Origin of the sequence: Amycolatopsis sp. WAC 04197, from assembly GCF_003947475.1 — a bacterium.
Classification (GTDB): domain Bacteria; phylum Actinomycetota; class Actinomycetes; order Mycobacteriales; family Pseudonocardiaceae; genus Amycolatopsis; species Amycolatopsis japonica.
The window spans coordinates 104,929-128,218 of record NZ_QHJK01000001.1 but is presented as its reverse complement, the minus strand read 5'-3'; the positions used below and the strand labels follow the sequence as shown (position 1 = coordinate 128,218).

General features: G+C 70.3%; 15 protein-coding genes. 4 read left to right on the top strand and 11 right to left on the bottom strand.

Annotated features, from left to right (window positions below; translation table 11 throughout):
* Window positions 1–4: 4 nt before the first annotated feature.
* Both DMC64_RS00565 and DMC64_RS00560 read left to right on the top strand, forming a co-directional pair.
* Window positions 5–856 (top strand): class I SAM-dependent methyltransferase, encoded by an 852-nt coding sequence (locus tag DMC64_RS00565; RefSeq protein WP_125731350.1) that lies wholly within the window; start codon window positions 5–7, stop codon window positions 854–856.
* A 19-nt stretch (window positions 857–875) separates the two neighbouring features.
* Window positions 876–1,862, top strand: coding sequence for an LLM class flavin-dependent oxidoreductase (locus tag DMC64_RS00560; protein WP_125731348.1), 987 nt, complete (start codon window positions 876–878; stop codon window positions 1,860–1,862).
* Between the two features lie 60 nt (window positions 1,863–1,922).
* Here DMC64_RS00560 and DMC64_RS00555 read toward each other — a convergent pair whose 3' ends face one another.
* From DMC64_RS00555 to DMC64_RS00510, 10 genes are all read right to left on the bottom strand, one after another.
* Complete coding sequence (locus DMC64_RS00555) at window positions 1,923–3,848, bottom strand: TNT domain-containing protein (RefSeq protein ID WP_125731346.1); 1,926 nt, start codon at window positions 3,846–3,848, stop codon at window positions 1,923–1,925.
* 40 nt (window positions 3,849–3,888) lie between these two features.
* A complete protein-coding gene (locus DMC64_RS00550) occupies window positions 3,889–4,977 on the bottom strand; it encodes an ADP-ribosylglycohydrolase family protein (RefSeq protein ID WP_037334028.1) in 1,089 nt (362 codons plus the stop codon).
* A gap of 4 nt (window positions 4,978–4,981) precedes the next feature.
* The gene (locus tag DMC64_RS00545) at window positions 4,982–7,006 is read right to left on the bottom strand and encodes a YrhB domain-containing protein (RefSeq protein ID WP_233629522.1); all 2,025 of its coding nucleotides are present in this window, start codon (window positions 7,004–7,006) and stop codon (window positions 4,982–4,984) included.
* A gap of 5 nt (window positions 7,007–7,011) precedes the next feature.
* Window positions 7,012–9,258: an ADP-ribosylglycohydrolase family protein gene (locus DMC64_RS00540; protein WP_125731344.1), complete on the bottom strand. Its 2,247-nt coding sequence runs from the start codon at window positions 9,256–9,258 to the stop codon at window positions 7,012–7,014.
* Window positions 9,259–10,728, bottom strand: coding sequence for a TNT domain-containing protein (locus DMC64_RS00535; protein WP_125731342.1), 1,470 nt, complete (start codon window positions 10,726–10,728; stop codon window positions 9,259–9,261).
* A 5-nt stretch (window positions 10,729–10,733) separates the two neighbouring features.
* Complete coding sequence (locus DMC64_RS00530; RefSeq protein ID WP_037334040.1) at window positions 10,734–11,180, bottom strand: hypothetical protein; 447 nt, start codon at window positions 11,178–11,180, stop codon at window positions 10,734–10,736.
* A complete protein-coding gene (locus DMC64_RS00525) occupies window positions 11,177–18,421 on the bottom strand; it encodes a toxin glutamine deamidase domain-containing protein (protein WP_125732763.1) in 7,245 nt (2,414 codons plus the stop codon). Before DMC64_RS00525 ends, DMC64_RS00530 begins: the two co-directional genes overlap by 4 nt.
* A 10-nt stretch (window positions 18,422–18,431) precedes the next feature.
* Window positions 18,432–18,761, bottom strand: coding sequence for a WXG100 family type VII secretion target (locus tag DMC64_RS00520; RefSeq protein ID WP_037334042.1), 330 nt, complete (start codon window positions 18,759–18,761; stop codon window positions 18,432–18,434).
* Window positions 18,761–19,381 carry a YbaB/EbfC family nucleoid-associated protein gene (locus DMC64_RS00515; RefSeq protein ID WP_233629521.1) on the bottom strand — a complete coding sequence of 207 codons (621 nt, stop codon included), beginning with the start codon at window positions 19,379–19,381 and terminating at the stop codon, window positions 18,761–18,763. The genes DMC64_RS00520 and DMC64_RS00515 overlap by 1 nt, the downstream gene beginning before the upstream one ends.
* A gap of 83 nt (window positions 19,382–19,464) precedes the next feature.
* Window positions 19,465–20,727 (bottom strand): MFS transporter, encoded by a 1,263-nt coding sequence (locus DMC64_RS00510; protein WP_125731340.1) that lies wholly within the window; start codon window positions 20,725–20,727, stop codon window positions 19,465–19,467.
* A gap of 209 nt (window positions 20,728–20,936) precedes the next feature.
* Between DMC64_RS00510 and DMC64_RS00505 the strand changes: the two genes are divergently transcribed.
* Window positions 20,937–21,518, top strand: a complete 582-nt coding sequence (locus tag DMC64_RS00505) for a YqgE/AlgH family protein (RefSeq protein WP_007032276.1) — start codon at window positions 20,937–20,939, stop codon at window positions 21,516–21,518.
* Here DMC64_RS00505 and DMC64_RS00500 read toward each other — a convergent pair.
* Window positions 21,515–21,937, bottom strand: a complete 423-nt coding sequence (locus DMC64_RS00500) for an SdpI family protein (protein ID WP_125731337.1) — start codon at window positions 21,935–21,937, stop codon at window positions 21,515–21,517. The two genes, DMC64_RS00505 and DMC64_RS00500, sit on opposite strands and share 4 nt — an antisense overlap.
* 65 nt (window positions 21,938–22,002) lie before the next feature.
* Between DMC64_RS00500 and DMC64_RS00495 the strand changes: the two genes are divergently transcribed.
* Window positions 22,003–23,154: an esterase-like activity of phytase family protein gene (locus tag DMC64_RS00495; RefSeq protein ID WP_125731336.1), complete on the top strand. Its 1,152-nt coding sequence runs from the start codon at window positions 22,003–22,005 to the stop codon at window positions 23,152–23,154.
* Window positions 23,155–23,290: the final 136 nt, after the last annotated feature.

The window sequence follows — 23,290 nt, the reverse complement described above, 5'->3', positions numbered from 1 at the left end:
GAACATGAAGAAAACGGACGTCCTGGCCGAAGCGCTCACCGCGTACCGCGACGGTGACCGGGCCAAGGCCGCGGACCTCGCCGAGCGGGCCGGGTCCACGCTCGGCATCGAACTGCACCGATATCTGACCGAGGGCGGCGGTGGTGCCGTCTACGACCGGCCCGCCGCGTTCACCGCGTTCATCCGCGGCGGCGGGAACGTCAAGCTCTACCGGCAGCTCAGCGCGATGCTCGCCCGGCGCTACGGCACCGTCGGTTCCCTGCTCGACCTCGGTTGCGGAGACGGGCTCGCCGTCGTCCCGGCCCTGGAACAGGCGGACCGGCAGCCCGGCCGGATCGATCTCGTCGAGCCGTCGAGCGCGCTGCTGGCGGAAACGCGCAAGCATCTCGACGGCACCCGCGGCCTGCGCACCTGGGAGGCCACCGCGCAGGAATTCCTCGGCCGCGACGACGACCAGCAGTGGCAGCTGACGCAGTCGACCTTCGCGCTTCAGTCGATCCCGACCGAGGAACGCACCGAGGTCCTGCGGGCGCTCCGGCCCCGCACCTCCTGTCTGGTGCTGGCCGAATTCGACGTGCCCGAGTACGACGAAGACTCCGCCGAGTACCTGCTTTCCCTGGTCACGCGCTACGAACGCGGGATCGCGGAGTACGGCAAGGAGGCGTCGCTGGTGGCGCAGGGGTTCCTGCTGCCGGTCCTGCTCGGCCTCGTCGAACCTGGGACGGGCCGGACGAACTGGGAGCAGCCCGCCACCGATTGGGCTTCGCAGCTGAAGGAAGCGGGCTTCACCGGCATCCGGATCGAACCGCTCGCGGACTACTGGTGGTCGCCCGCGGTGCTGATCACCGCGTCCTGAGTTTGGCTACGTTGGGGGCATGGGGATCCTGCTTTCCGCGCTCGAACTCGCCATCGTCGAGGACGGCCGCGCGGCCACCGAAGTACTCGCTTCGACAGCCACCGTCACCACGAAACTGGAGGAACTGGGGTACCACCGCGTCTGGATCGCGGAGCACCACGGCTCGCCCGCCATCGCCACGGCTTCGCCGCCGGTGCTGGCCGCGCATCTGGCGGCGGTGACGTCGTCGATCCGGGTCGGCTCCGGCGGGGTGATGGCGCCGAACCACGCCCCGCTGGCGGTCGCCGAGCAGTTCGCGACGCTTTCGGCACTGCATCCCGGCCGGATCGACCTCGGCGTCGGGCGCGGTCCCGGCACGTTCGACGAGAAGATCGTCCGCGCGTTGCGGCGGGGCGCGGATCCGGCGACGGACGACGACTACCGCGCCGACGTCGCCGAGCTGCTGCGTCATCTCGCCGGGGAGAGCGGGATCCGGGTGCTGCCCGGCGAGGTGCCGACGCCGGAGCCGTGGCTGTTGTGCTCGAGTGCGGCCGGCGCCCTTCTCGCCGCCGAGCTCGGCCTGCCGATCGCGGTCGCACACCACATCCGGCCGCAGAACACGGCCGAAGTCCTGCAGGCGTATCGGGAGAACTTCAAGCCGTCCCAGTGGCGTGAAGAGCCGTACGTGATCCTCTGCGTCGAGACCATCTGCGCGGACACGGACGCCGAAGCGGCCTACGTCGCCGGACCGTGCGCGGTGATCAAGTCGTACCTGCTCAACGGCGAAGGCGAGGACCTCGCCTTCCCGACCAGGGAGCAGGCCGCCGCGCACGAGTTCACGCCGGAGTCGAAGGAGCTGATCGCGCAGTTCACCGCCGCGCAGGCGCACGGCGGACCGGAGAAGGTGGTGCGGTCGCTGAAGGATCTCGCCGCGGCCACCGGTGCCGACGAGCTGATGCTGACGGCACCGGTGTACGACGCGGCCGCGCGGGCCCGCTCCTACGAGCTGGTCGCGAAGGCCTTCTAGCGCCCCGCATTTCGTCCTCTGAATGCGATCAATCGCATTCAGAGGACGAAATGCGGGTGGTCAGACGCGGGAAAGCGCGCCGGTTTCGAGATGCTGGGCGATCGGCCGCGGCAGCACGTAGGCCACGGCCCCGCCCGGCGTCCCGTTCCACGGCGCAGTGATGCCGGTGACCACGCGCAGCGGCCGCAGGACGCGGTAGAGACGGCGCTCCCGTTCGCGGTCCGCGGCCAGCGACGTCTCGATGAACCGCGCCGATTCGGCGTGCACGAGGTTCCCGGTCTCGTTCCCGAACCGCTGCACCGTGGTGCCCGCCGGGAGGACGACGATCCGCTTGCGCCGGAAGAAGTTCAGCGGCGGCTCGCCCCGCAGCGGCAGGATCGGCCAGTCGGCCGGGTTGTCGGCCTCCTCGCTCGCGCCCACCGCGGCCCGTGCCGGATACAGCAGCAGGGTGCCGAGGAAGAACCGCGCCGCTTCTTCGAGTTTGGCGAACGCCACCGGCTCGTCGGTCGGCGGACGGGACACCTCCCAGCCGCTTTCGGTGCGGCGCAAGGTCCACAGCCCCGGTTCGGGTACCGCGTTCGCGCCGATCCGGTAGGCCGTCGGCGCCACGCCGTGCTCGGCCAGCCGCTGGTAGAGGACGTCCAGCACCTCGACGGCCCGGATGTCGCGGGCCGGTTCGCCGTCGCGTTCGACGCGGGTGCGGGCACTTTCGTCCGGCAGGTCCGCGGCGGTCTGCGGTGGCCGCGGTTTGCCGACGATCTCCGCTTCGGCGGTCGCCCGCACCAGCTCGCCGATCAGCGGCGGCCGGAAACCGGCGGCCCGGATGTGCTCGACCAGCTCGGGCTCCGGCGGCACCCCGTACTTGCGCAGGTAGTGCGGGACGGCCGCGGGCCAGATCCAGACGCCGTCGGTGTGGAAGGCGTTCGGCACGTCCGGCGGGCCGTTCGGGGTGAAGATGTCGGGCTGCGGGCCCGGCCGGGTCAGCGCCACCGGCGAGCGGAAGAGGTAGTCCAGGACGCCACGCATCATGTCCGGCGGCACCGGCGGCCGGTTGACGACCGGTCGTTCGCCCTCGTTGTGCGCGTCGACGACCTGCGCGTGCCGGAACACGACGTCGAGCGGCAGACCGGCCTTGGCCGACAGCCAGGCCGGGACGTGCTTCTGGTCGCGCGGGAAGATCGCGAGCTCGGTCGCGTACGCGCGCGGAGACGGCTTCCCGCCTTCGTTCGGCGCGAGCCGCCACGTCGGCTCCTGGTCGGCGTCGAAATCGAAGTCGAAGTGCGACTCCGAGTCGAGCGTGAACGTGCCCTGGAACCAGGTGCCGGTCTCGGGCTGGTGCATCGCCGCGCGCAGCCGCGCGAACAGCGAGCCGAGCTCCGGCGGGGCCGCGATCGACACCGACACCGGGCCGTTGCCCTCGTCGCCGACCGAGCGGACCTCGAGTTCGGAGTAGTCGCCGACCTGCCGGAACTGGGCGCCGACCCGCTGCCAGCCCGGCGGTAGCACCCGCAGCAGCGTCCGGCCGATGGCACGCAGCAGCGCGCCCTGATCGCCCGTACCCGGCTGAAGCCGGGCCTCCGGCGTCTCGACGAAGTCGTGCCTGGTCTGCCACAGGGCCGTCAGCCGCGTCGGCGCGGCCGTGGTCGAGAAGTCCGTCAGGCCCAGTTCGGCCGCGCGGGCCGCGTCTTCGCCCGCCCAGCGCAACGTCAGATCGCCGCCGCCGGTGCTCGGCGCGATCTGGAAGTGCTCGTCGTCGAACCGGCCGTACGACTGCAGGCTGAACGTCGCGCCCGCCTCGCCGTTGAGCACGACCCTGGCCGGACGGCCGTTCCAGTCGCGGTCGAAGCCCTCGGGCGCCGCTTCCCCCGGCGGCGCGATGAGCAGCAGTGTGCCGTCTTCGGTCGACCGCTGGGCCGCGAAGACGGTGTCCCCCCAGACGGCGTACAGGCCATCCGGCCGCTCCGCCGCTTGAACCCGGTAACGCACTATGTGTCCCCTCCCCAAGTACCCCAAACCGGAGGTAAATCTAGTGGGCCGGATAGCGGGCGTACCACCGGTCGTCACCCGGTGCGCTCCCGCCGAACTCCGCGAGCGCGTCGTCCGCCAGCCCTCCGATGACCTCGGCCAGCTCCAGCTTCGCGAGCCAGTCCGTGTTGAGTGCTTCCTCGCCGTACATCGCGCCGACGAGGTTTCCGCAGATCGACCCCGTCGAGTCGCTGTCACCGCTGTGGTTCACCGACGCGAGCAGCGCGGCGTTCGCGTCCGTGGTGGTCAGCGCGACGTAGACGGACATCGAAAGCGCGGTTTCGCCGATGTTCCCCTGGCCGAGGGTTTCGAGCTTCTCCGGCGTCGGGGCACCTTCCTTCGCGAGGGCGAGTGCCTGGTCGAGAGCGACGCTCTGCTCTTCGTGCCCCTGGTACTTCTCCAGCTCGATACGTGCGGTCGCGACGGCGTCGAGCAGCGGTTTCCCGAGCAGCAGCTCGCGCACGATCACCGCGAAGGCGCCCGACGAGAGATACCCGCTCGGGTGACCGTGCGTCAGCGCCGCGCTCTCGGCGCCGAGCCGGAACACCTCGGCGAGGTCGTCGGACCACAACGCGACCGGTGCCGCGCGCATGATCCCGCCGCAGCCCTTCGAGTTGTTCACCGGCTTGTCCATGCCGGCGCGCACGCCCGTCTTGCCGTACGCCTCCAGCTCGCTGAAGCAGGTGAGCCCGGGCGCGCGACGGCTGAACAGCTCGCGGTTGGTGATCAGCCAGCCGTCCGGTTCCGTGCTCGTGTCCTGCGGGCCGCGGGCCCGCTCCCACGAGACGCCCTGCGTGTGCAGCCAGCGCTGGTAGGCCAGCTGGAGAGACTGTTCGACGGGCACCGTTCCGTGGTGGGCCCGGATCAGGCCTTCGAGGGTGAACAGCGTCATCTGGGTGTCGTCGGTGATCCGCCCGACGCCGCCGTACGCGGGGATGAGGTCGGTGATCCCGGCGGGGCCGGCGATCTCGCGGATGCGGTCGATCGAGTCGAACTCGGTCTTCGCGCCGAGCGCGTCGCCGATCGCCCCGGCGAACAGGCTGCCGCGCAGCCGCGACCTGGTCGCCGGATGTTGAAGCCACTCGCGCATTGCTCTACTGATCTCCTCGTGGATACCGGTTCGCGTCCCAGCGCCGTCGCTCTTCGGGCTCGCGGGGCAGGCCGAAGCGGTTGAAGTAGTAATAGGCGTCGCCCGCCAGATTGTCGATGACACCGAGGTCGGCGTACGCGGCGAGCCAGGCCGCCGGCAGGCCGGGCACGGTCAGCCTGGCGCCCACCATCGCCCCGGTCAGCGCGGCCGTCACCAAACCGCCGCGAGCGGCAAGCGTCAGCGCCGCTTCGGCGTCGTATCCGCGCTTGGCGGCGGCGAACAGGGCCCGGCCGAGCACCGAAAGCGGCGTCCGGCCGTCGCCGATGCTGTCGAACTGCTCGACGTCGTCTCCGTCGATGTCGTTCCGGAGGTCGAGCACCGTCTTGACCAGCTCGCCGACCTCGCCGCTGTACTCGTCGAAGCCTTCGAGGAAATTCGCGACCGCCGGTTCGCCGTTCTGGGCGGCGAGCTGGGCGCGGAACACGTTCACCAGCAGTTCGGCGCCGTGGACGACCTCGTGACCGGCCGCGGAACCGACCAGTTCGCGGACCACCTTCATCGCGTAGAAGGTGCTGTCGGCGGGCCCCTGCACGCCACCGGTCACCGTCGCGGCCAGCGCGGTCGCCAGCATGGCCGAGAACTCGGCGGGTGCCGGTCCGGCGGTCGCGGTGGCCTTGGCGACCCAGCCGTCCGGCCGTCCGCCCGCGGGCAGCGAGGCCGGGATCTCGGGCTTGTCCGGCGTCGGGTCCAGGCCGCGGATCACCGATTCGGTGTGGAACAGCAGCTGCCGGGTCAGGCCACCGAGCGGCAAGCCATCGGCCGGATCGGCGCCCGAGCCGAGTGCGTCTCCGAGCGCGAAGCCGACGTACGCGCCGAGAAGCCGCGGGTACGCGAAGCTGCCGACGGGGAGCGTCGGGTCGTAGAACTTCCCGAACGTCCAGGCGCTCGGACGCGGCTCACCGTTGTCGTAGTAGTGCGTGACCAGCCCGTTCGCGAACAGGTCTTCGGGCAGTTCGGGCAGCGGACGGCCGTCGTACTTCGCCCGCGAGCGCTCGAACGACAGCGTCGCGGCCTTCGTGAAGAGGGTGAGCTCTTCACCGCTCAGCGGGTAGCCGTTGTCGCGCGCCTGGTCGACGAGGCTCCGCAGGTTCGCGACGGCCGGAGTGTCGTACTCCCCGCTGAAGTAGGCGGGACGCCCGACGGACTCGGGGCGCTCGGTCCCGGCCGGGAGTTCGAGGTCGGCGACCTGCCGCAGCGTCTCCGGGTAGACGTTGAACGTCTCCGGACGTCCGGGGTTGACCAGCAGACCGACGCCGGGGTTGTCCTTGCCCCGGCGCAGGAGCACGCGGGGCTGGATCCGCTGCCACACCGTGTACTCGGACGGGACCTGGGCCTCGGAGGTGTACACGACGAAGCGCACGCCCGCGTCACCGAAGTCGCGGACCTGCAGGTGGCCGTCCTTCGCCGGGGCCAGCACGTCGAGGTCGAGCATCCAGTGGACGAACTCCTCCGGCGTGATCCACTCGACGCGGAGATACCCGAGAAGCGTCTCGACCGGGCTTTCGGGCGCCGGGCGGCCGGAGAATCGAGGTCCGGGGCGGTGCTCCGGGTTCGCGCGGACCGCGCCGGTCGGCTCGCCGAGAAGCGTGTGCTGCTCCCAGCGCAGGATCGCCGCCTTCGGCACGGGCAGACCGGGGACCGCGTCCGGATCGAACTCGGGATCGACGACCTCCGCCCACCGGGTGAACGCGTCCGGGTCGTCGCCCGCCGCCGAAACGGCCATCAGCTCCAGGTCGAGGCGGATCTCGCCGCCGTCGTCCGGGACGAACGCGACCGGGCTGGGGAACAGGCCCGCGCCGGGATCGGTGCCGTCGAGCCAGCCGACGGTGTTGTAGGTGACGTTCCAGCCGTCGGTCGCGCGCACGACGTACTCGCGACGGACCCGCAGCGCGCCGGTCCCCTCCCCGCCTCGGTCCGTCAGCCATTCCTCGACGCGGCTGACGGCTTCCTCTTCGTTCATCGTCCCCATTTCGTTCACCAGCGCGGATACCGCTGGGACCAGCCGTCGACCTCGTGCAGCGCCGAGTGGCGGTCGAAGTGCCAGAACGCGTCCGTGGCGATGTTCTCCAGCAGGTAACGCAGTTCCAGCTGCTCGACCCACTTCTGCGGCAGCCCCGGGATACCGGTGCGGGCGCCGAGCAGGGCGCCGGCGATGGCGCCGGTGATCGCGCTGCGGCCCGAGTGGTTGACCGCCCGCAACAACGCCTGCTCCGGGTAGTTCTCGAAACCGGACAGCGCCGCGAACGCGCGGCCCAGCACGGAAAGCGTGCCCTTGCCGTCCCCGATCAGCTCCGGGACCCGCAGGTCGGGCAGGCCGTGTTTGCCGAAGAACGGCACCGATTCCGCGACCATCGCCTTGAGATCCGCCCAGACCGGCCCTCGCTGGTACGGGTTCTGGTCGTTGAAGATCTCACGCGAGGTGTTCCAGATCGGGTAGCTGAACGCCTCCGAGGTCAGCGCCGGTTCGAACAACCAGGTCAGGTAGGTCGCCGCTTCGACGTCGACCTCGCCGGGATGCGTGACCGCGACGAGGTCGCGCACCGCCTGCCGGACGCCGCCGCTCATCGCGCTCCCCGGTCCGGCCGCGGTCATCGCCGCCGGCAGCGCCGCGACCAGCGCGTCCGGCCCGCTCATCGGCATCGCCGTCGGCGAGACGGTCGCCAGCGCGTGGTACGCGTTCAGTTCGGCGTCGTCGGGGGTGCGGCGGACACGGAGTTCCGGCACCTTCACGAGCCAGCCGTCGGCGTTGTCCAGCGGCGCGCCCTGCGTGTGCAGCCAGCGCATCAGCGAGTTGCGGGCGACCGTGCCGAGCGCCTTTTCGGCGTCGCGGTTCTCCGGCTGCTCGCGATGCGGGCTGCGGATCACGGCCTCGGTGTAGAACAGCAGCCGCTGGGTGAGCGGCCCGACGCGACCGGGCAGATCGAAGGCGACCGTCAGATCCGTGACGCCCTCGGGGCCGTACGTGTTGTGGATTTCGTCGAGCCGCATCCGGTCGACAGCCGCCCCGAGTGCCTCACCGAGCGCGAAGCCCACGTACGCGCCCGTGACGCGCTGCCAGCCGTAACGCGAGCTGGAACGGTCTCGGTCGAAGTACTTGCCGAAGGTGTCCAGACGCGGCTGGATCTGGCCTTCGTTGTCGTAGCCCGGCGCCAAGCCGTTCGCCCGAAGGTCGTTCGGACGGGCGCGGGGCGGCTCCGGCTGCTTCAGCCTGGCCAGCCAAGACTGGCCGAGGACGGTCTTCTGGCATTCCTCGGCGCTCAGCTCGAAGCCGCGACGGCGTGCCCGCTCGGCCGCGGCCAATGGCGGCTTCACCGGCTCGGACAGGCCCAATTTCGCGGCGGTTTCGGCGGCGAGTGTCTCCAGCTCCGGTTCCGCTTCCGGGCAGCGTTCGTTGACGTCGACACCCGGGCCCCGGCGGGGGAATCGCTGCGCGGTCTCGGCGAGCTCGGCGCCGCTGACGTCCTCGAACGTCGCGGGACCGCCGTTGATCACGAGGTTCGGCGGGCTCTCGTACCCGGCCAGGGTGGCGATGTCGACCTTCCAGTACCCGTGTTCGCGGGACGGGAGATTCCTCGTCGAGCTGAAGACGCGCAGCTCGGCGCGTTCCTCGTTGAAGTAGAACCGCTCCGTCTTGCCTGAGGCCAGGTCGAGCGGGACGTAGACCTCGCAGCGCAGCAGCCCGATGAGCAGCTGTTCCCTGGTCAGCCAGCCGACGCTGGCGAACGACAGCAGCGTTTCGAGCTTGTTCTCCGGCTTCGGGTAACCGCGGCGGACCGGCCCGGCCTTGTACTCGGGGTTCTCCCGTTCCTCCCCGGTCTGCACGCCGTCCGCGTTGACCTTGACCCAGCCCGCGACGACCGCCGGCGGGACACCGAGGTCACCGAGACCGGACTTGGCGTACTCGGGGTCGACGACCTCGCGCCAGGCCTCCTGGCCGGGGAACGCGACCGGGACGCTGAGCCCGCCGGGCTGTGGATGAGCCTGGCGCAGCTCGCCGTCCGGCTCGCGCACGATGACCGACGGCGGCGGGAAGATCTCCTTCTCGGCGTGACCCTCGTCGAGGAAGGCGATCGTGTTGTAGGGGACCGACCAGCCCTCAGGGATGCGCAGGACCTTCTCGTGGTTCACGCGCAGGCCGGCGCCGCCCGGTTCGGACACGTCCGGACCGTGGACCGCGCGCAGCCACTCTTCGACCTTGGCTACCGCTTCCGCCGATTCCACCTACTCGATCCTCTCCAGGCTGCCGTCGGACACGTGCTCGGCGATGGTCCTCGGGAGCACGTAGGCCACCGCCCCACCAGGCATGTTCGCCCAAGGGACGGTGACACCGATGATCACGTGGAGCGGGCGTCGCAGCCGGTAGGTCCCACCGACGCGCTCCCGTTCCAGCGGCAGGGACGTCGTGGCGAACCGTACCCCTCCGTGGTGAACCAGATTGCCGGTTTCCTCGCCGAACCGCAGTACGACCGTACCGGCGACCATCCGGCTGACGCGCTTGTTGCGGAGCAAGGTGAGGGGAGGCTCACCCGGCGCCGCCTGCACCGGCCAGTCCGCGAGTTCCTTCGCCGTCTCCAGCGGCGTCTCGTGTCCGGCGGTCATCCGCGCCGGATGCAGCAGAACCGCGCCGAGAAGCTGATGCGACGCGTCTTCGAGCTTGTCGAAATACTTCGGCGAGACCGCGGCGCCGTCCGAATAGGCCGCGACCTCCCAACCCTTCTCGGTGAAGTTGAGGCACCAGGCGCCGTCCGCGCGGTCGCCGATGCGGTAGGCCTCGGGCCACACGGCGTGCTCGCCGAGCCTGCTGACCAGCACGACCAGCAGTTCTTCGTCGGTCAGCTCCGGATTCGGCGACGTCTCCAGCTCCGCGGCGATGTCGCCCTCGGTCTTCTTGACGTCGGAGCGGCCCGGTCTCGGCCTCGGCTTCCCGAGCAGATCCGCTTCCGCGGTCCGCCGCACCAGATGCTCGACGTACGGCGGCTGGAACCGCTGGCCGCGGATGTGCGCGACCAGCTCCGGCTCCGGCGGGATCCCGTATTTCCGCAGGTAGTGCGGCACGGACGCGTGCCAGATCCAGGTGCCGTCGGTGTGGTAGCTCTCCGGGACGTCGCCGTCGGCCTCCGGATCGAAGATGTCCTTGCCGAGGCCGCTGCCGGACAGGATCGCCGGTTCGCGTTCGAGGTACTGCGCGACCAGCGGCGCTTCGGACTCGTCGAGCTCCGGTCTGTCGACCACCGGCGGCTCGCCCTCGGTGTACGCGTCGACGATCCGGGCGTGCCGGAACTCGACGCGCAACGGAAGCTGCGCGCGCAGCCGCCACCAGTCCGGCACGTGCTCGTCCTCGCGCGGGAACGTGGCCAGCTCGTCCGGGTACGCCGAAGACGGCGGTGCCTCGGTCCACGACGGCTCGTCGTCGAGGGTGAAGTCGAAGTCGAAGGTGCCATCGGGCTTCAGCGTGAACCGCGACTGCAGCCAGGTCCCCCGGCCGGTCGCGTACATCCCGGTGCGGAGCTTGCCGAAGAGCTCGTTCAGCTCGGGCGCGGGCGCGAGGTTGTGGCCTTCGAGTTCGGTGTGCTCCCCGATCTGCCGGAAATCGGCGACCGCGGCGTGGGCGGGGTCGGTGATCCCCGCCAGGATGAGCCTGCCGATCTGGACCAGCAGTCCGCGCTGGTGTTCCGGAGTGAGTTGTTCCACGTGAATCATCGCGCCCGGTTCGGGAAACGGGGCTCCGCGCGGAACGACGGCGGCTCACCGGCGGCGCGGCGGGCCAGCTCGTCCTCCCACATCTTGAAGGTGCGTTTGCGCAGCGACTTGATCAACGCCGATTCCTGCGGTTCCACGCGCCGGTTCTCGCTCTTGGCCTGCTGGTAGAGGCCGTCGATGGTCTCGTACAGCGCGAAGATCGGACCGTCGCCCTTGAGCTCGTACGCGCGGGCGCGTTCGGTCTCCTGGACGAACTTCTCCTCGGGCACCTTGCTGATGTCCGAACTCGCCATCGCCCGCAGGACCTCGCGCACGTGCTCCGGCTTTTCGTCGAACTCGCCGGAGCTCAGGTTGAGGAGGTAACCCGTCAGGCCCCCGTCGGGAGTCGACTCGACGCGGTACGTCTTCCCGAAGTACGTGTAGAAGGACGGTGTCTGGATCACGTGCTCTCCTCCGGCGGCAGGCCCTTGCGGAGACCGGCCATGAACTTCTCCCGGACCCGGTCCATCAGCGCCGCTTCCAGCAGGGCCTGCTCCGGGGACAACCGCTTCTTGTTGTCCGCGTCCAGTGTCCGGTTGTACGTCGGGAAGTCGCGGCGGACCTCGTACAGGGCGTGTTCGTAGGCCGAGACGGTGTCGATATGCCGCAGGTGCAGCCGCAGTTCGGCGACGTGCCCGTTCGGCAGCCGGACGTTCATCTGCAGATCGCGGTACCCGCTGTCCTGCGGATTCGCGAACCGGTCGTCGAAGCTGACGATCCGGAGATCCGGATCGGCCATCACCGCGTTGAGCGCGTTGTAGACGTCGGCCAGCGTGTCGAACTGGATCTTCACGCCCACCAGGTCGGTGAGTTTCGACGCGTCGCCGTCGTAGCCCTCGATCTTCGCCTTCGCGCGGTCGTCGTCCTTCGGGCCGGGACGCCCCGAGGACTCGCCGTTGTTGTCGGCCGCGATCCGCTCGGCGATCCGGTTGAGATCGCCCTGGTTCTGCGGCCACGCCGCCCGCTCGGCGTCCAGGAATTCCTGGATCTTCGCGGTGTCGCCCTTGTCCGCGCGATCGAAGCCGGCGTGGTACTGATCGCCCGGTTCCACGTCGGCGGCGATGTCCGCCGCCGCGTTCGCGAGGTCCCGCTGTTCCTGCGTCAGCGGGGTGTCGCCAGGACCGTCCTGGTGGACGTCGTCGATCATCTGGTGGCCGCGTTCCTCGACGTCACGCAGGGCGTCTTCGAGGATCGGGATGGCTTCCGGGTGCAGCAGCAGGCTGCCGATCGTCATCGGGTTGTTCAGCAGCGAAGCCCGCAGGTACGCGTTGTCGGGGTGCTCCATCAGCCGGACGAGTTCCGGATGCGCGGGCAGGTGCTCGCGGATGAAGTCCCGCATCGGGCCGACGTCGTGCTTGACGCCGTTTTCGTCCTCGTGGACGGCCCGCTTCTTGTCCGGGTCGAGTCCGTCGACCGCGGCCGCGACCTCGGGATCGTTCAGGAACCGCTCGACGTCGGCCCGGCCTCCGTGCGACGGCTCGTCGGACGCCATGCCGTAGCCCGCGTCGCGCGGCGGCGTGACGATCGGACGGCCGTCCGGCCCGATCCGCGACGGCTGCACGTCGGGCGTGTCTTCCCTGGCGAACGCGATCCGCGGGTCCACCGCCGGCTGATCCGGCCGAGCGAACGCGATCCGCGGGTCGATGGGCCGCGTCGACGAGGTCTCCGTCCGCGTGGTGTGGCCGTCCGGGCCCTCCGGGACGCCGACGTGCATCAGCTTCACGCCCAGCGGCGGATGCGGCAGGTTCATCAGCGCACCCGACTGCGGGTCGAGGAACGCGACGCCGTCACGCGTGTTCGCGACCATCGCGACGTGCCCGCGTTCGACGCCGTTCTCGTCGAGGTACTTCACCGCGACGACCGCGTGGTGATCGGTCGGCATGCCCCGCATCTCGCGGATGACGGCGTCGTAGTCGGCGCGGTCGGAGAACTGCCCGCCGAACCGCTCTTCAACGTGTTCCAGCGTGCCGCGGCTGTCCATCTCGTGCATGAGCAGCGGATCGGCGGTCGAATCGATGCCGTTCAGCCGGTCCATGTACGCGCCCGGCGTGCGGGTGCAGTTGGAGCGGTAGCCGTTCGCCAGCGCGTCGGGATCGTTGAACTGCGGGTTGACCTCGCCGAGCCGCGGGTGCCGGTCGGCGATGTACGCGGCCTGCTGCTCGGGGCTCGCCGAACCGGCGTGGATCGCCGGTTCGCTCGGCGGGTTGGTCGCGACCGCCATCGACGAGTAGTCGCGCTCCGGGACCGGCAGTTCGGCCGTGTCGTCGGTGGCGGAGTGGTCCTGAGCGGGCTGCTCGCCGTACTCGGGACCCTTGTCGGCGTCCGCGACCCCGTGCTCCGCCGGGTTTTCCGCGGTGAGATGCGGAGTCTGCGGCTCGTCGAAGCCACCGAGGCGCGCCATCGACTGCGCCTGGGCGAGCCGGGCGAGTTCCGGTGCCTCCGCGGCGTGCCGGGCCCGCCGCTCGTCCATCTTCTGCTTGGCGGTGTCGGGGTCGAGGTAGCGCGGGTCGCCGGGAGTGACCTCTTCGGCGTGGATGACCCACTTCGGCCGGTCGACCAGCGGCGGAGTCTTGAACTCCTTGCTGTGCACGTAAAGCTGCGTGGCCGGCTTGTTGATGGCCTCGTGCTCGCCGGGGTTCTCGGCGAGCGACGAGACGTCCTTGCCCGTCTTCGAGACGATGTGGATCTCGACGTCCTGGCCGAATTTCGACTTCGTGTCCGGCGACGTCTTGATCGTGGAGCTGGTCATCGTCGGCTCGGGGACGGTCTGCCCCGGCTCGTAATGCGCCGCCATGATCGCGGCGGCCTGCATGTCGCCCTTGGTGTCGATGCCGCGGATGGCCTCGCCGTGGAAGTCCGGCAGCTCGTTGAGCGCGCCGACGATCGCCCGGGTGCTGCGCTGGGCGTTTTCGAAGTCGGGGTGCGACTCGCCGCGACGGTTCGCTTCGTTGATCGCGTAGGCGTGTTCGCGCGAGTACGAGTAGATCGCTTCGGCCGCTTCGGGCGAGACGCGATCCTTCAGCGGACTGGCTTCGAGACGCCTCAGCGCCTTCTCGCGGGCCTGCTCGGCGAGGTCGGCGGAGTCGTAGCGGTCACGGAGGCTCTTGTGATCCTCAGGCGTGCCACGGAAGTTCTCGTCGCCGAGGTAACTCTCGTCGAGTCGCGCCGGCGTCTCTTCCGGACCCTTGAGCCGCTCGGCGATGTCGACCTCGGTCTTGGGCGCCTGCTCCTGGACCGGGGTTTCGGCCTCGTCGGTCTTGTCGGTGTGGGTGGTTTCCGGTGCTTCCGGCGAGTGGACGTGCGGAGCGTCGCCGCCGCCCATCGGCATCGCCTTGATCGACGTCGGATCGTCGGGCAGCGTCGCGAGCCGCCCGGTCATCGGGTCGGCGAAGACGACGCCGTGCGGCGTGTTCACCGCGGCGACGATGCGCGTCTCGATCCGGTCCTTGGACCGCGGCGAGCCCTCCGGCGCGTTCGGATCGGCGGGGGCGTGATGCTCGAACGCCACCGCGGTCCGCGCGCCGACCGGACGTTCGCCCAGCTCACGGGCGACGTCGGCGAAACCGTTGCGATCCGACCACTGCCCGCCGAGCCGGTCGCTGACGTGCTGCAGCGGCGAACCACCCGTCGACGGCCCGGCGACGGCGTCGCCACCTTCCATCCGGTTCTCGAACGCGACCAGCGCCTCGGCCGAGTTCGTCTGGTAGCCGTCCTTCCAGGATTCGGGCGCGTAGTAGTTGCGGGTGTTGGCCTCGCCGATCGCCGGAAGCTCGTCCATGACCAGCCGGAGCTGCTGGTGCGGCGTCTCGGTCGAACCGGCGTGGATGACCGGTGTCCCGCCCTCTTCGAGCGGCTTCGCCAGCTCGGACCAGCCACCGTCGGGAGCGTGCTCCCTCGGCGGCTTGGGGAGCTCCCGGACCGGGGCGTCGGTGACGTCGGTCCAGCCGCCCTTGCCGTCGGCCAGCTTGGTTTCGAGCCCGGCGAGACCCTGGCCCTGGAAGAGCTCCGGGTGCTCGCGGCGCAGCTGGGCTTCCTGGTCGGCGGCTTCCTGCGCCAGCCGCTCCTGCACGGCGTTGTTGTAGTCGCGCCGCTCGGCGACCTTCTGGTGGACCTCGTCCGGGCTCAGATGGCCGTCGTCACCCGGGACGACCTCTTCGCATTCGACGATCCACTTCGGCAGGTCGTTCGGCGAACCGTCGTCCAGCCGCTTCTTGTAATCGGGGTGTTCGGGATGCCCCGGGCCCATCTTGACGTCGGTGACGCGCAGCTGCGTCGCCGACTTCATCAGCACTTCGCGTTCGTCCTTTTTGGACGCGAGGTCTTCGATGTGGCGGCCGGTCTTCGACTGGATGCGCATCTCGACTTCGCCGGGGAAGGTGCTGCGCGGATGGTCCGGCGTGACCCGCGACGTGCTCAGCATCTGCGGGTCGACCATGACCTGGCCCTTGGCGTGCGCTTCGAGGAAGGCCCGGATCGCGCTCTCGTTGCCGTTGAAGTTCACCCGCCGCGAGACGAGACCCTCGTAGGCGGGCATCTCGTTGAGGCCGGAGGTGATCGCCTCGATATGCGGCCGGAGCGCGTCCAGCTCCGGACCACCGTGGCGCTGGGCGTGCGTGATCCGCTCGGCCATGTCGGTGCGCGTGTAGCTGTGCACCGCGTACGCGCCCTGATCCGACATCTGCTTGACGCGCGGATCTTCGTGGGCGTCGCGTTTGGCGAGACCTTCGCGGCGGACCTGCTCGCTCCGCGCTTCCCCGGTGTCCTTGTCGAAACCGCGTTTGTCGATCTGCGTCTCGGCGAGTGCGCGGTAGGCGGCGGGATCGTCCGTGTGGAAATCCGGGTCGGTCAGGTACGGCTCGTCGACAGTGGCCCTGTCGTCGGGCGTGGGCGCTTCGGTGTCCTTCGGCGCGTCGACGTCGTTGGGCGCGTCGGCGTCCTTGGGTGTGTCGGTGTCCTTGGGGCTCTCGACGTCCTTGGGCGTCTCGGTGTCCTTGGGGACTTCCGTGTCCTTGGGGGCCTCGACGTCCTTCGGCGCCTGGGTGTCCTTCGGGAGCTCGGTGTCCTTGGGCGCGTTCGCGCCGTGGTCCTGAGGCACCTGCTGCGGCGCGTGCTCCACCGGCCGCACCGGCGGCTGCTGCTGCGGCGGACGTTGCGGCTGCTGGGGACCCGCGTTCCCGTCGTGGCCGGGGCGCGGGGCCGGGACCTGCGGCGGACGTTGCGGACCACCGAAACGTGGCGGCTCGGCGCCGGGCGGCATCGGCCGTCCGGGCTGCTGTCCGGGACGTCCCGGCTGACCGGGGTGGTGCCCGGGCGGAGGCGGCGGCATCGGGCCGCGGTTGCCGGGGAACGGACCGTTGCCCGGGTGCTGGGGTCGCGGCGGAGGCGGCGGGTAGCCCCCGGGACCGCGGTTGCCAGGAGGCGGACCGGGCGGAGGCGTCTGCGGGCGCGGCGGAACCCCGCCGTTCGGCCCCGGACCGGGACCGGGCCTGCCCTGGTACCCCTGAAGCGGCCGCGGCGGGCCGGGCGGTGGTGGCGGCTGTGGCGGTTGCTGAGGACGCTGACGCGGCCCACGATCCTGCGGATGTCCACCCTGACCAGGGGGTGGCGGTTGCGGCCCGGTCGGCCGCGGACCCATCGGGCCCTGCTGTCCTCGGTGCGGCATCGGTCCGCCGCCACCACCCGGAGGCGGCGGAGGGGGCGGCGCGAACCCACCCGGAGGCGGCGGCTGCATCGGCTGCTGGCCCTGGAAGGGCATCGGCGCGGGCGGCTGGTCGAACCGCGGCTGCTGCGGTCCGCCGTTCCCGGCGAGACCCGCGGCCTGGACGCCGTCGTTCGGCCGGGGAGGCCGGGAGGGATCGTGTCCGCCGGGCGGGAAACCACCGGGCGCGGGCCCGTTGCCCGGCGGGTTGCCGCCGGGCGCCATGCCGTAGCCACCCGACGGAGTGGACGAGCCGGACGCCATCCCGTAGCCGCCGGAACTCGACGGCGCGCCCGAGGAAGCGGCGGGCGGCATCGCGCTGGACTGCGACGGGCTCGGCGAAGGGCTGTGCGACGGACTCGGTGCCGGACTGGACGCCGGTCCTTGTGCCGGACTGGACGCGGGTCCTTGCGATGAGCTCGGTGCGGGGGTGGCCGCCGGTGACGGGCTCGAAGCCGGCGTCTGGGCAGGGCTCGCCGCCGGAGCCTGCGCCGGGGCTTGTGACTGGGCGGCGGGTGCCTGCTGCTGGTTCCCCGCCGCGGCCTGTTGCTGTTGTTGTTGCTGCTGACCGGATCCGTTGTCCGCGACCGGTGCGTTCTGGTGGGTCTGTGCCGCCCGCTGACCGTCGCCGGTGTCCGCCGGACGTTCCGGAGCCTGCGTCGAGGACTGGCTGACCCGGTCGCCGTCCGCCGCCCGCTGGGGTTGCGGATCGGCGGACGAACTCCGCGGCGAAGGGTCACTGTCCGAAGTGGACCGTGGCGCCGGGTCCGGCGAAGAGTCCGACCGCGACGAGGAATCCGAAGAAGAATCCGAGTCCGACCGCGAAGAAGCGGAGTCCGACCGCGAAGAACCCGAGTCCGAAGAAGAGTCCGATCGCGAAGAAGAACCGGAATCCGAAGAACTCGGCGTACGCGAAGGCGTCCCGGAATCCCCCGAATCCACGTCCGGCGTCGTGGGCCCGTCACCCGCCGAGGGACCGGGCGTGTTCGCGGCCTTGATGTCGCCGATCTGGCTCTTGGCCCCGTCGACACCACCGCCGACCGCCCCGCCGGACGCGCCCATCAGCACGTCCTTGGCCGAAAGCTTGTCCAGGTCACCGGTGACGGCGGCCTGCCCGACCGTGCTGGCGACGCCTTCGGCCGCTCCGCGCACGGCACCCCGCGCCGCGCTGTCGACGATCTGGCCGCCGACGCTGTCGGAAAGTCCCTTGGTGGCGCCCTTGCCGATACTGCTGCTGCCCGCGCCCACCACACCGTCGACGGCGCCGCTGATCGCGGAATCCTTGGTCTTGCTGAAATCCCAGCTGTCGCGGTCGCCCTTGGCCATCTGCAGGCCCTGGATCCCCGCGTCCATGGCGAGGTTCATCGCCGTGTTCTGCAGGACCTCTTTACCGATCTTCTTCAGGCCCTCCTTGAGAAGTTTCTCCAGGAGTTCCTTCGCGACCTTCTTGAAGCCTTCCTGCGCGAGCTTCTGCATCAGCTGGCGGAAGATCATCTGGACGGTCATGCGGGTGGCGATCTGCGCCGGCGCGATCCCGGCCGTCGAACCGCCGAACGTCACCGCCGCGGCCGCGATCATCGCGACGATCTGGGCGGCGAGGATCACCAGCGAGATGATGATCATGTACTTCGTGTACTCGACGTCCAGCGCGGTCGCGTTGCACGAGTCGCCGAGCGCCTTCGAAGAATCGGCGAGCGACTTGAAGTACGCCTCGTCGCCCTCGACGAACTTCTTCCACGCTTCGGCGAATTTCTCCGCGCCCTGACCGCTCCAGCCGCCGAGGATCTCGGTGGCGCCCTTGGTCGCGGTGTCGGCGATCGGCTGGATCGCCTTCGAGGCGTTGTGCCAGGCGTCGCGCAGTTCGCGGAGCTTGTCCTCGTCGCCTTCGGGCCAGCTTTCCCCGACGACGATCGGCAAGAGCCACTTGACCGCGTCGGGCATCTCCATACCCACGGCGCTAGACCTTCTTGTCCAGCGTCGACTTGATCTCTTCCTCGGCGTTCGTGAACGCGGTCATCGACCGTTCGACGTTGTGCTGCATACCCCGCAGCGCCTCGACGATGTTCGCGAACCCCTCGGACGAGCCCTGCGCGCCCGGTTCGTAGTCCTTCGCGAACTCCTTGCCCGCGTCGTCGTTGCCCCAGCACTGGCCGAGCGAGTTCATCGCGGCCAGCAGTTCCTTGCCCGCCTCGTCCAGCTGGTCCGCGGCGATCCCCAATTTGGCCGCCGCCGACTTCACCGCATCCGGATCCGCGGTGAATCCGGCTCCACCCCCACCGTTCGGCATCAGACTCCCCTGGTCAGCCAGCTCGAAGGCGGCTCTTCCTCATCGTCGTCCTGCTGACGCACCCGTTTCGGAACCGGTTTCGGCGTCGGCGGCGCGGGTGGGGCGGCCGGTGGCGGAGGAGGCGGCGGCGTGTCGTCCTTGATCATCAGCGGGGCGTCGAAGTCTTCGTCGGACTTCGCCGGCTCCCCTTCCTCTTCGGCCGCGAGGAAGTCCGGAATCACCGGCATCAGCCCTTGCAGCGAAGGCGCGCCTTCGATGAGGTCCGAAAGGTCCGGCAGCCCTTCGGTGATCGGGGCCATCAGCTCGGCGACCTGCTGCTTGACCTGCAGCGATCCCTGGCGGACCAGGGTCAGCACGGTGTTGGCCAGCTGCGCGGGGTTGGTGCGCTCGAAGGCGTTCGGCTGGATCTCGAGTTTGGCGAGGGTGCCGGTCGCGTCGATGGTGGCGCGGACGAGGCCGTCCTGCGAGACCACCGTCGCCGAGGTCTGCGAAGCGGCTTCCTGCGCGTCCCGGAGCTGGGCCGTCTGGCGCTCGAACTGTTCGAGCAGCGTGTCGACCTGGTCCTTCATGGCGGCATTGCGCGCTTCGAGGCGTGCGCTGTCGTCGCCGGCCGTCGTCACTTGAGCCCCCGCTAGTGCTGGATCCCGGGCATACGCCACCCGGTGTCGGTAAGCGTCACCCTAATGCCAACGCCCGCGCCATATCACCGGATCTGGTGTTTTCGCCCGGCGAGCAGATGACCGGCGGCTCCCGCCAGGTAGAGGACGGTCGCCGTGACGAGCAGCCCCGGCGAGCGTCCGTCGGCCGGGATCACCGTCGCGGCCAGTGAGACCGCGACGACCTGGGTGATGTTGAAGAGCGTGTCGTAGAGCGCGAAAACCCGTCCCCTGGCCTCGTCGGCGACGTCGAGTTGCACCGAGGAATCGACGCAGAGTTTCAGCACCTGCCCGGCGCCGGTCACCAGGAACGCCGCGAGCAACGCGGTGGGGATCGTCATCGGCAGACCGAGGGCGGACTGCGCGACCGCCGCCAGCACCAGCGCCCCCACCACGACGCGGAGCCTGCCGAACCGCTTGAGCAGCCAGGCGGTCAGCAGCCCGGCGACGAGGATCCCGGCACCGGCGAACGCCGCCATCTCGCCAAGCCCGGTCATCCCGGCGGCGAAATGGTTGCGCATCAGCAGCACGGTCACCAGCAGCGAGATCCCGTACGACGCGCGATGGGCGAACAGCGCGACGAACCCGGCCGTGACGCTGGGCGTGCGCCAAGCCGCCTTCGCGCCGTCGGCCAGGCCGCGGGCGACGGCGAGGACCGGGTTCGACGGCTCGTCGACCGTCGACGGCCCGAGCAGCCCGCGTGCGAATCCGGCGGCGAGGACGGCGGCACCGATCCCGCCCAGCGCGGCGACGGCGGTGACCCAGGCGGAACCGGCGTCGTCCGCGCCGGTCAGCGCCCGCAGGCCGATCGCGCAGCCGCCTCCGACGACGGCGAGCACCGAACCCCAGGTGGCCGCGAAGGCGTTCGCGGCCACCACGGATTTCTCCTCGACGACATGGGGAAGCGACGCGGACAGGCCCGAGCCGATGAACCGCGAAATGCCTTCGGACGCCAGCGCGAGGGAGAAGAGCCCGATCCCGGCCACGCCCGTGCCCACGGCGACGGCCGTCGCGAGGATGGTGGCCGACCGCAGCAGGCTCGCGAAGATCAGGACCTTCCGACGGTCCCAGCGGTCGAGCAGCGCGCCCGCGAACGGGCCGACGATCGAGTACGGCAGCAGCAACGCCGCGAATCCGCCCGCCATGGCGAGCGCGTCGGCGGCGCGTTCGGGGTTGAAGAGGACGGCACCGGCCAGCCCGGCCTGGTACATGCCGTTGCCCCAGTGCGCGGAAAACCGCGTGAACAGCAGTCGGAGGAAGTCACGGTCGCGGACGAACGCCCTGGTGGGCGCCGTGGCGGTGGTCGTCACGGCACCAGCCTATTGAAGGTGGCCGATGCGCTTTGAGGTCGCCTCTCGGCGGCTATGCGCAGTGTGGCTCCAGCCGGACGGTATTCCACAAAGGCGGTTCTTCAGTGAGCCCGGGGGACACGGAAAGCGCACCGACCGTTGTGTCCAACGGTGCTCGTGATGCTGTTGTTCCCAGAGCCGGACGATTTGTCCCCGCTCGAAGTGGGATCATGGCGGACGTGCCAGCGGACGCCGAGGTCGAACCGGGAACGCTCCTGGTCGCCGCCCCCACGATGTTCGATCCCAACTTCCGGCGAACCGTCGTGTTCGTCATCGATCACCGGGACGAGGGGACGCTCGGCGTCGTGCTCAACCGGCCGAGTGACGTGCCGGTGTACGACGTGCTCCCCAACTGGGGCGGGCACGTCGCCGAGCCGCAGTCGGTGTTCGTCGGCGGCCCGGTCGAGAAGAAGACCGCGTTGTGCCTGGCCGCGTTGCGGACCGGCGAGACGGCGTCGAGCGTGCCCGGTGTGATCGCCGTCCGCGGCCCGGTCGCGCTGGTCGACCTCGACACCGATCCCGAGATCCTGGTGCCGAAGGTCCGTGGCGTGCGGGTGTTCGCCGGATACGCGGGCTGGGATTCCGGCCAGCTGGCGAACGAGATCGAACGCGACGACTGGGTGATCGTCCCGGCGTTGCCCAGCGACGTCCTCGCCTCGCCGCATCACGATCTGTGGGGCCAGGTGCTGCGGCGTCAGGGCATCCCGCTGGCGCTGCTGGCCACCCACCCGGGAGACCTGCAGCGCAATTAGGCGGTGGCGGTGTCGGCCTTCTTGAAGACGCCGCAGGTGCCGCACGCGCAGCCACTGCAGCCGGCGGGCCGCTCGGGCTCGGGCTCCGGCACCGTCGCGGCGGCGCGGTTGCCGAGCACTCCCCCGGCCGCGACCAGCGCGACCATCCCGACCACGCCCACGAACGAGGCGAGCAGCAGCCCGAACGTCGTCGGCATGACCAGCGCGGCGATCCCCGCGAGCACGGCGATCACGCCACCGGTCAGCGTCGGGACCCCGGCGACCTTGTTGCCGAGGCGGAAGGCCTCTTCGCTGCGCATCGTGGCGGCGGTGCGCACGCCTGCGCCGCGGTCACGCGGCAGCTTCTCGCGCAGGCCGAGGAACCCACCCCAGCCGACGAGGACACCCAGCACGATCGGGACCAGCGCTATGACGAACACTCCACGAGGATAAGCGTGACGTCCCGGCAACCTGCCGGATACCCTGATCGACTGTGCTACAGGCCATGTCACGCCGAGCTCTTTCCGCAGCCCTGATCGGGGCCGTTCCCCTCACCCTGATGGCCGCACCGGCCGCCGAAGCGGGTCACCGTCCGCTGCGCCTGATCGGGGAACAGATCGTCCCGAACGCCCTGCCCTACGAAGGCACCGTCGTCGGCGGCCTGTCCAGCATCGACTACGACCCCCGCACCGGCGAGTACGCGCTGATCTGCGACGACCGTTCCGCGATCAACCCGGCGCGCTTCTACACGGCGAAGTTCTCCCTCGACGCCAAGGGCCTCGGCCCGGTGACCTTCACCGGCACCAAGCCGCTCCTGCGTCCCGACGGCACGCCGTACCCGCCGCTCGCGAAGAACGACCCCGCGCAGCCGCCGAACATGCAGACCATCGACCCCGAAGAGCTGCGCGTCGACCCCTGGACCGGCCGGTACGTCTGGTCGCAGGAGGGCGAGCGGTCGGCTGCGGCCCGGATCGACCCGTCGATCCGAGAGGCGGAGCGCGACGGCTCCTACACCCGTGACCTGCCGATTCCCGCCAACGAGAAGATGGCCGAGACGGCGGGGCCGCGGCAGAACCTCGCCCTCGAAGGCCTCACCTTCGCGGGCTTCGGGTCGCTGGTCGCCAGCTCGGTCGAGGGTCCGCTGCTCCAGGACGGCCCGGAGGCGAACACCACGTCGGGCGCCCTTTCGCGGATCACCGTCCAGTCGCGGTTCGGGCCGGTCCTCGCGCAGTACGCGTACCCGCAGGAGAAGGTCTTCGCGTCGCCGAACCCGCCCGGCGCGTTCGCGACCACCGGCATCTCGTCGCTGCTGGCCGTCGACCAGGCCGACCCGACGCGCTACCTGGTGATGGAGCGGTCGTTCGTCACCGGCGTCGGCAACAAGATCCGCATCTACGAAATCGACACCAAGGGCGCCACGAACGTCCTCGAAACGCCCTCCCTCGCCGACGCGAAGAAGGTCAAGCCGGTCAAGAAACGCCTGCTGGCGGACCTGGCGGACTTCGAACTGTCCACGGTGGACAACGTCGAGGGCATGACCTGGGGCCCGCGTCTCCCGAACGGGGAGCGCAGCCTGGTCCTGGTCAGTGACAACAACTTCTCCGCGACCCAGGTGACCCAGTTCATCGCTCTGGCGGTCCCCTCGGAACGCCTTTGACCTGGGCGTTAAACTGGCCCCATGAACACGGCTCGGCTGCTCCTTGGCCTGCCGCGCTGAACTCGGTCGAACGGCCGGGACCAGCGCGGCGACCCCTCATGCCCTCCGGGCTGAGGGGTCGAGTTGTTTCTGGAGT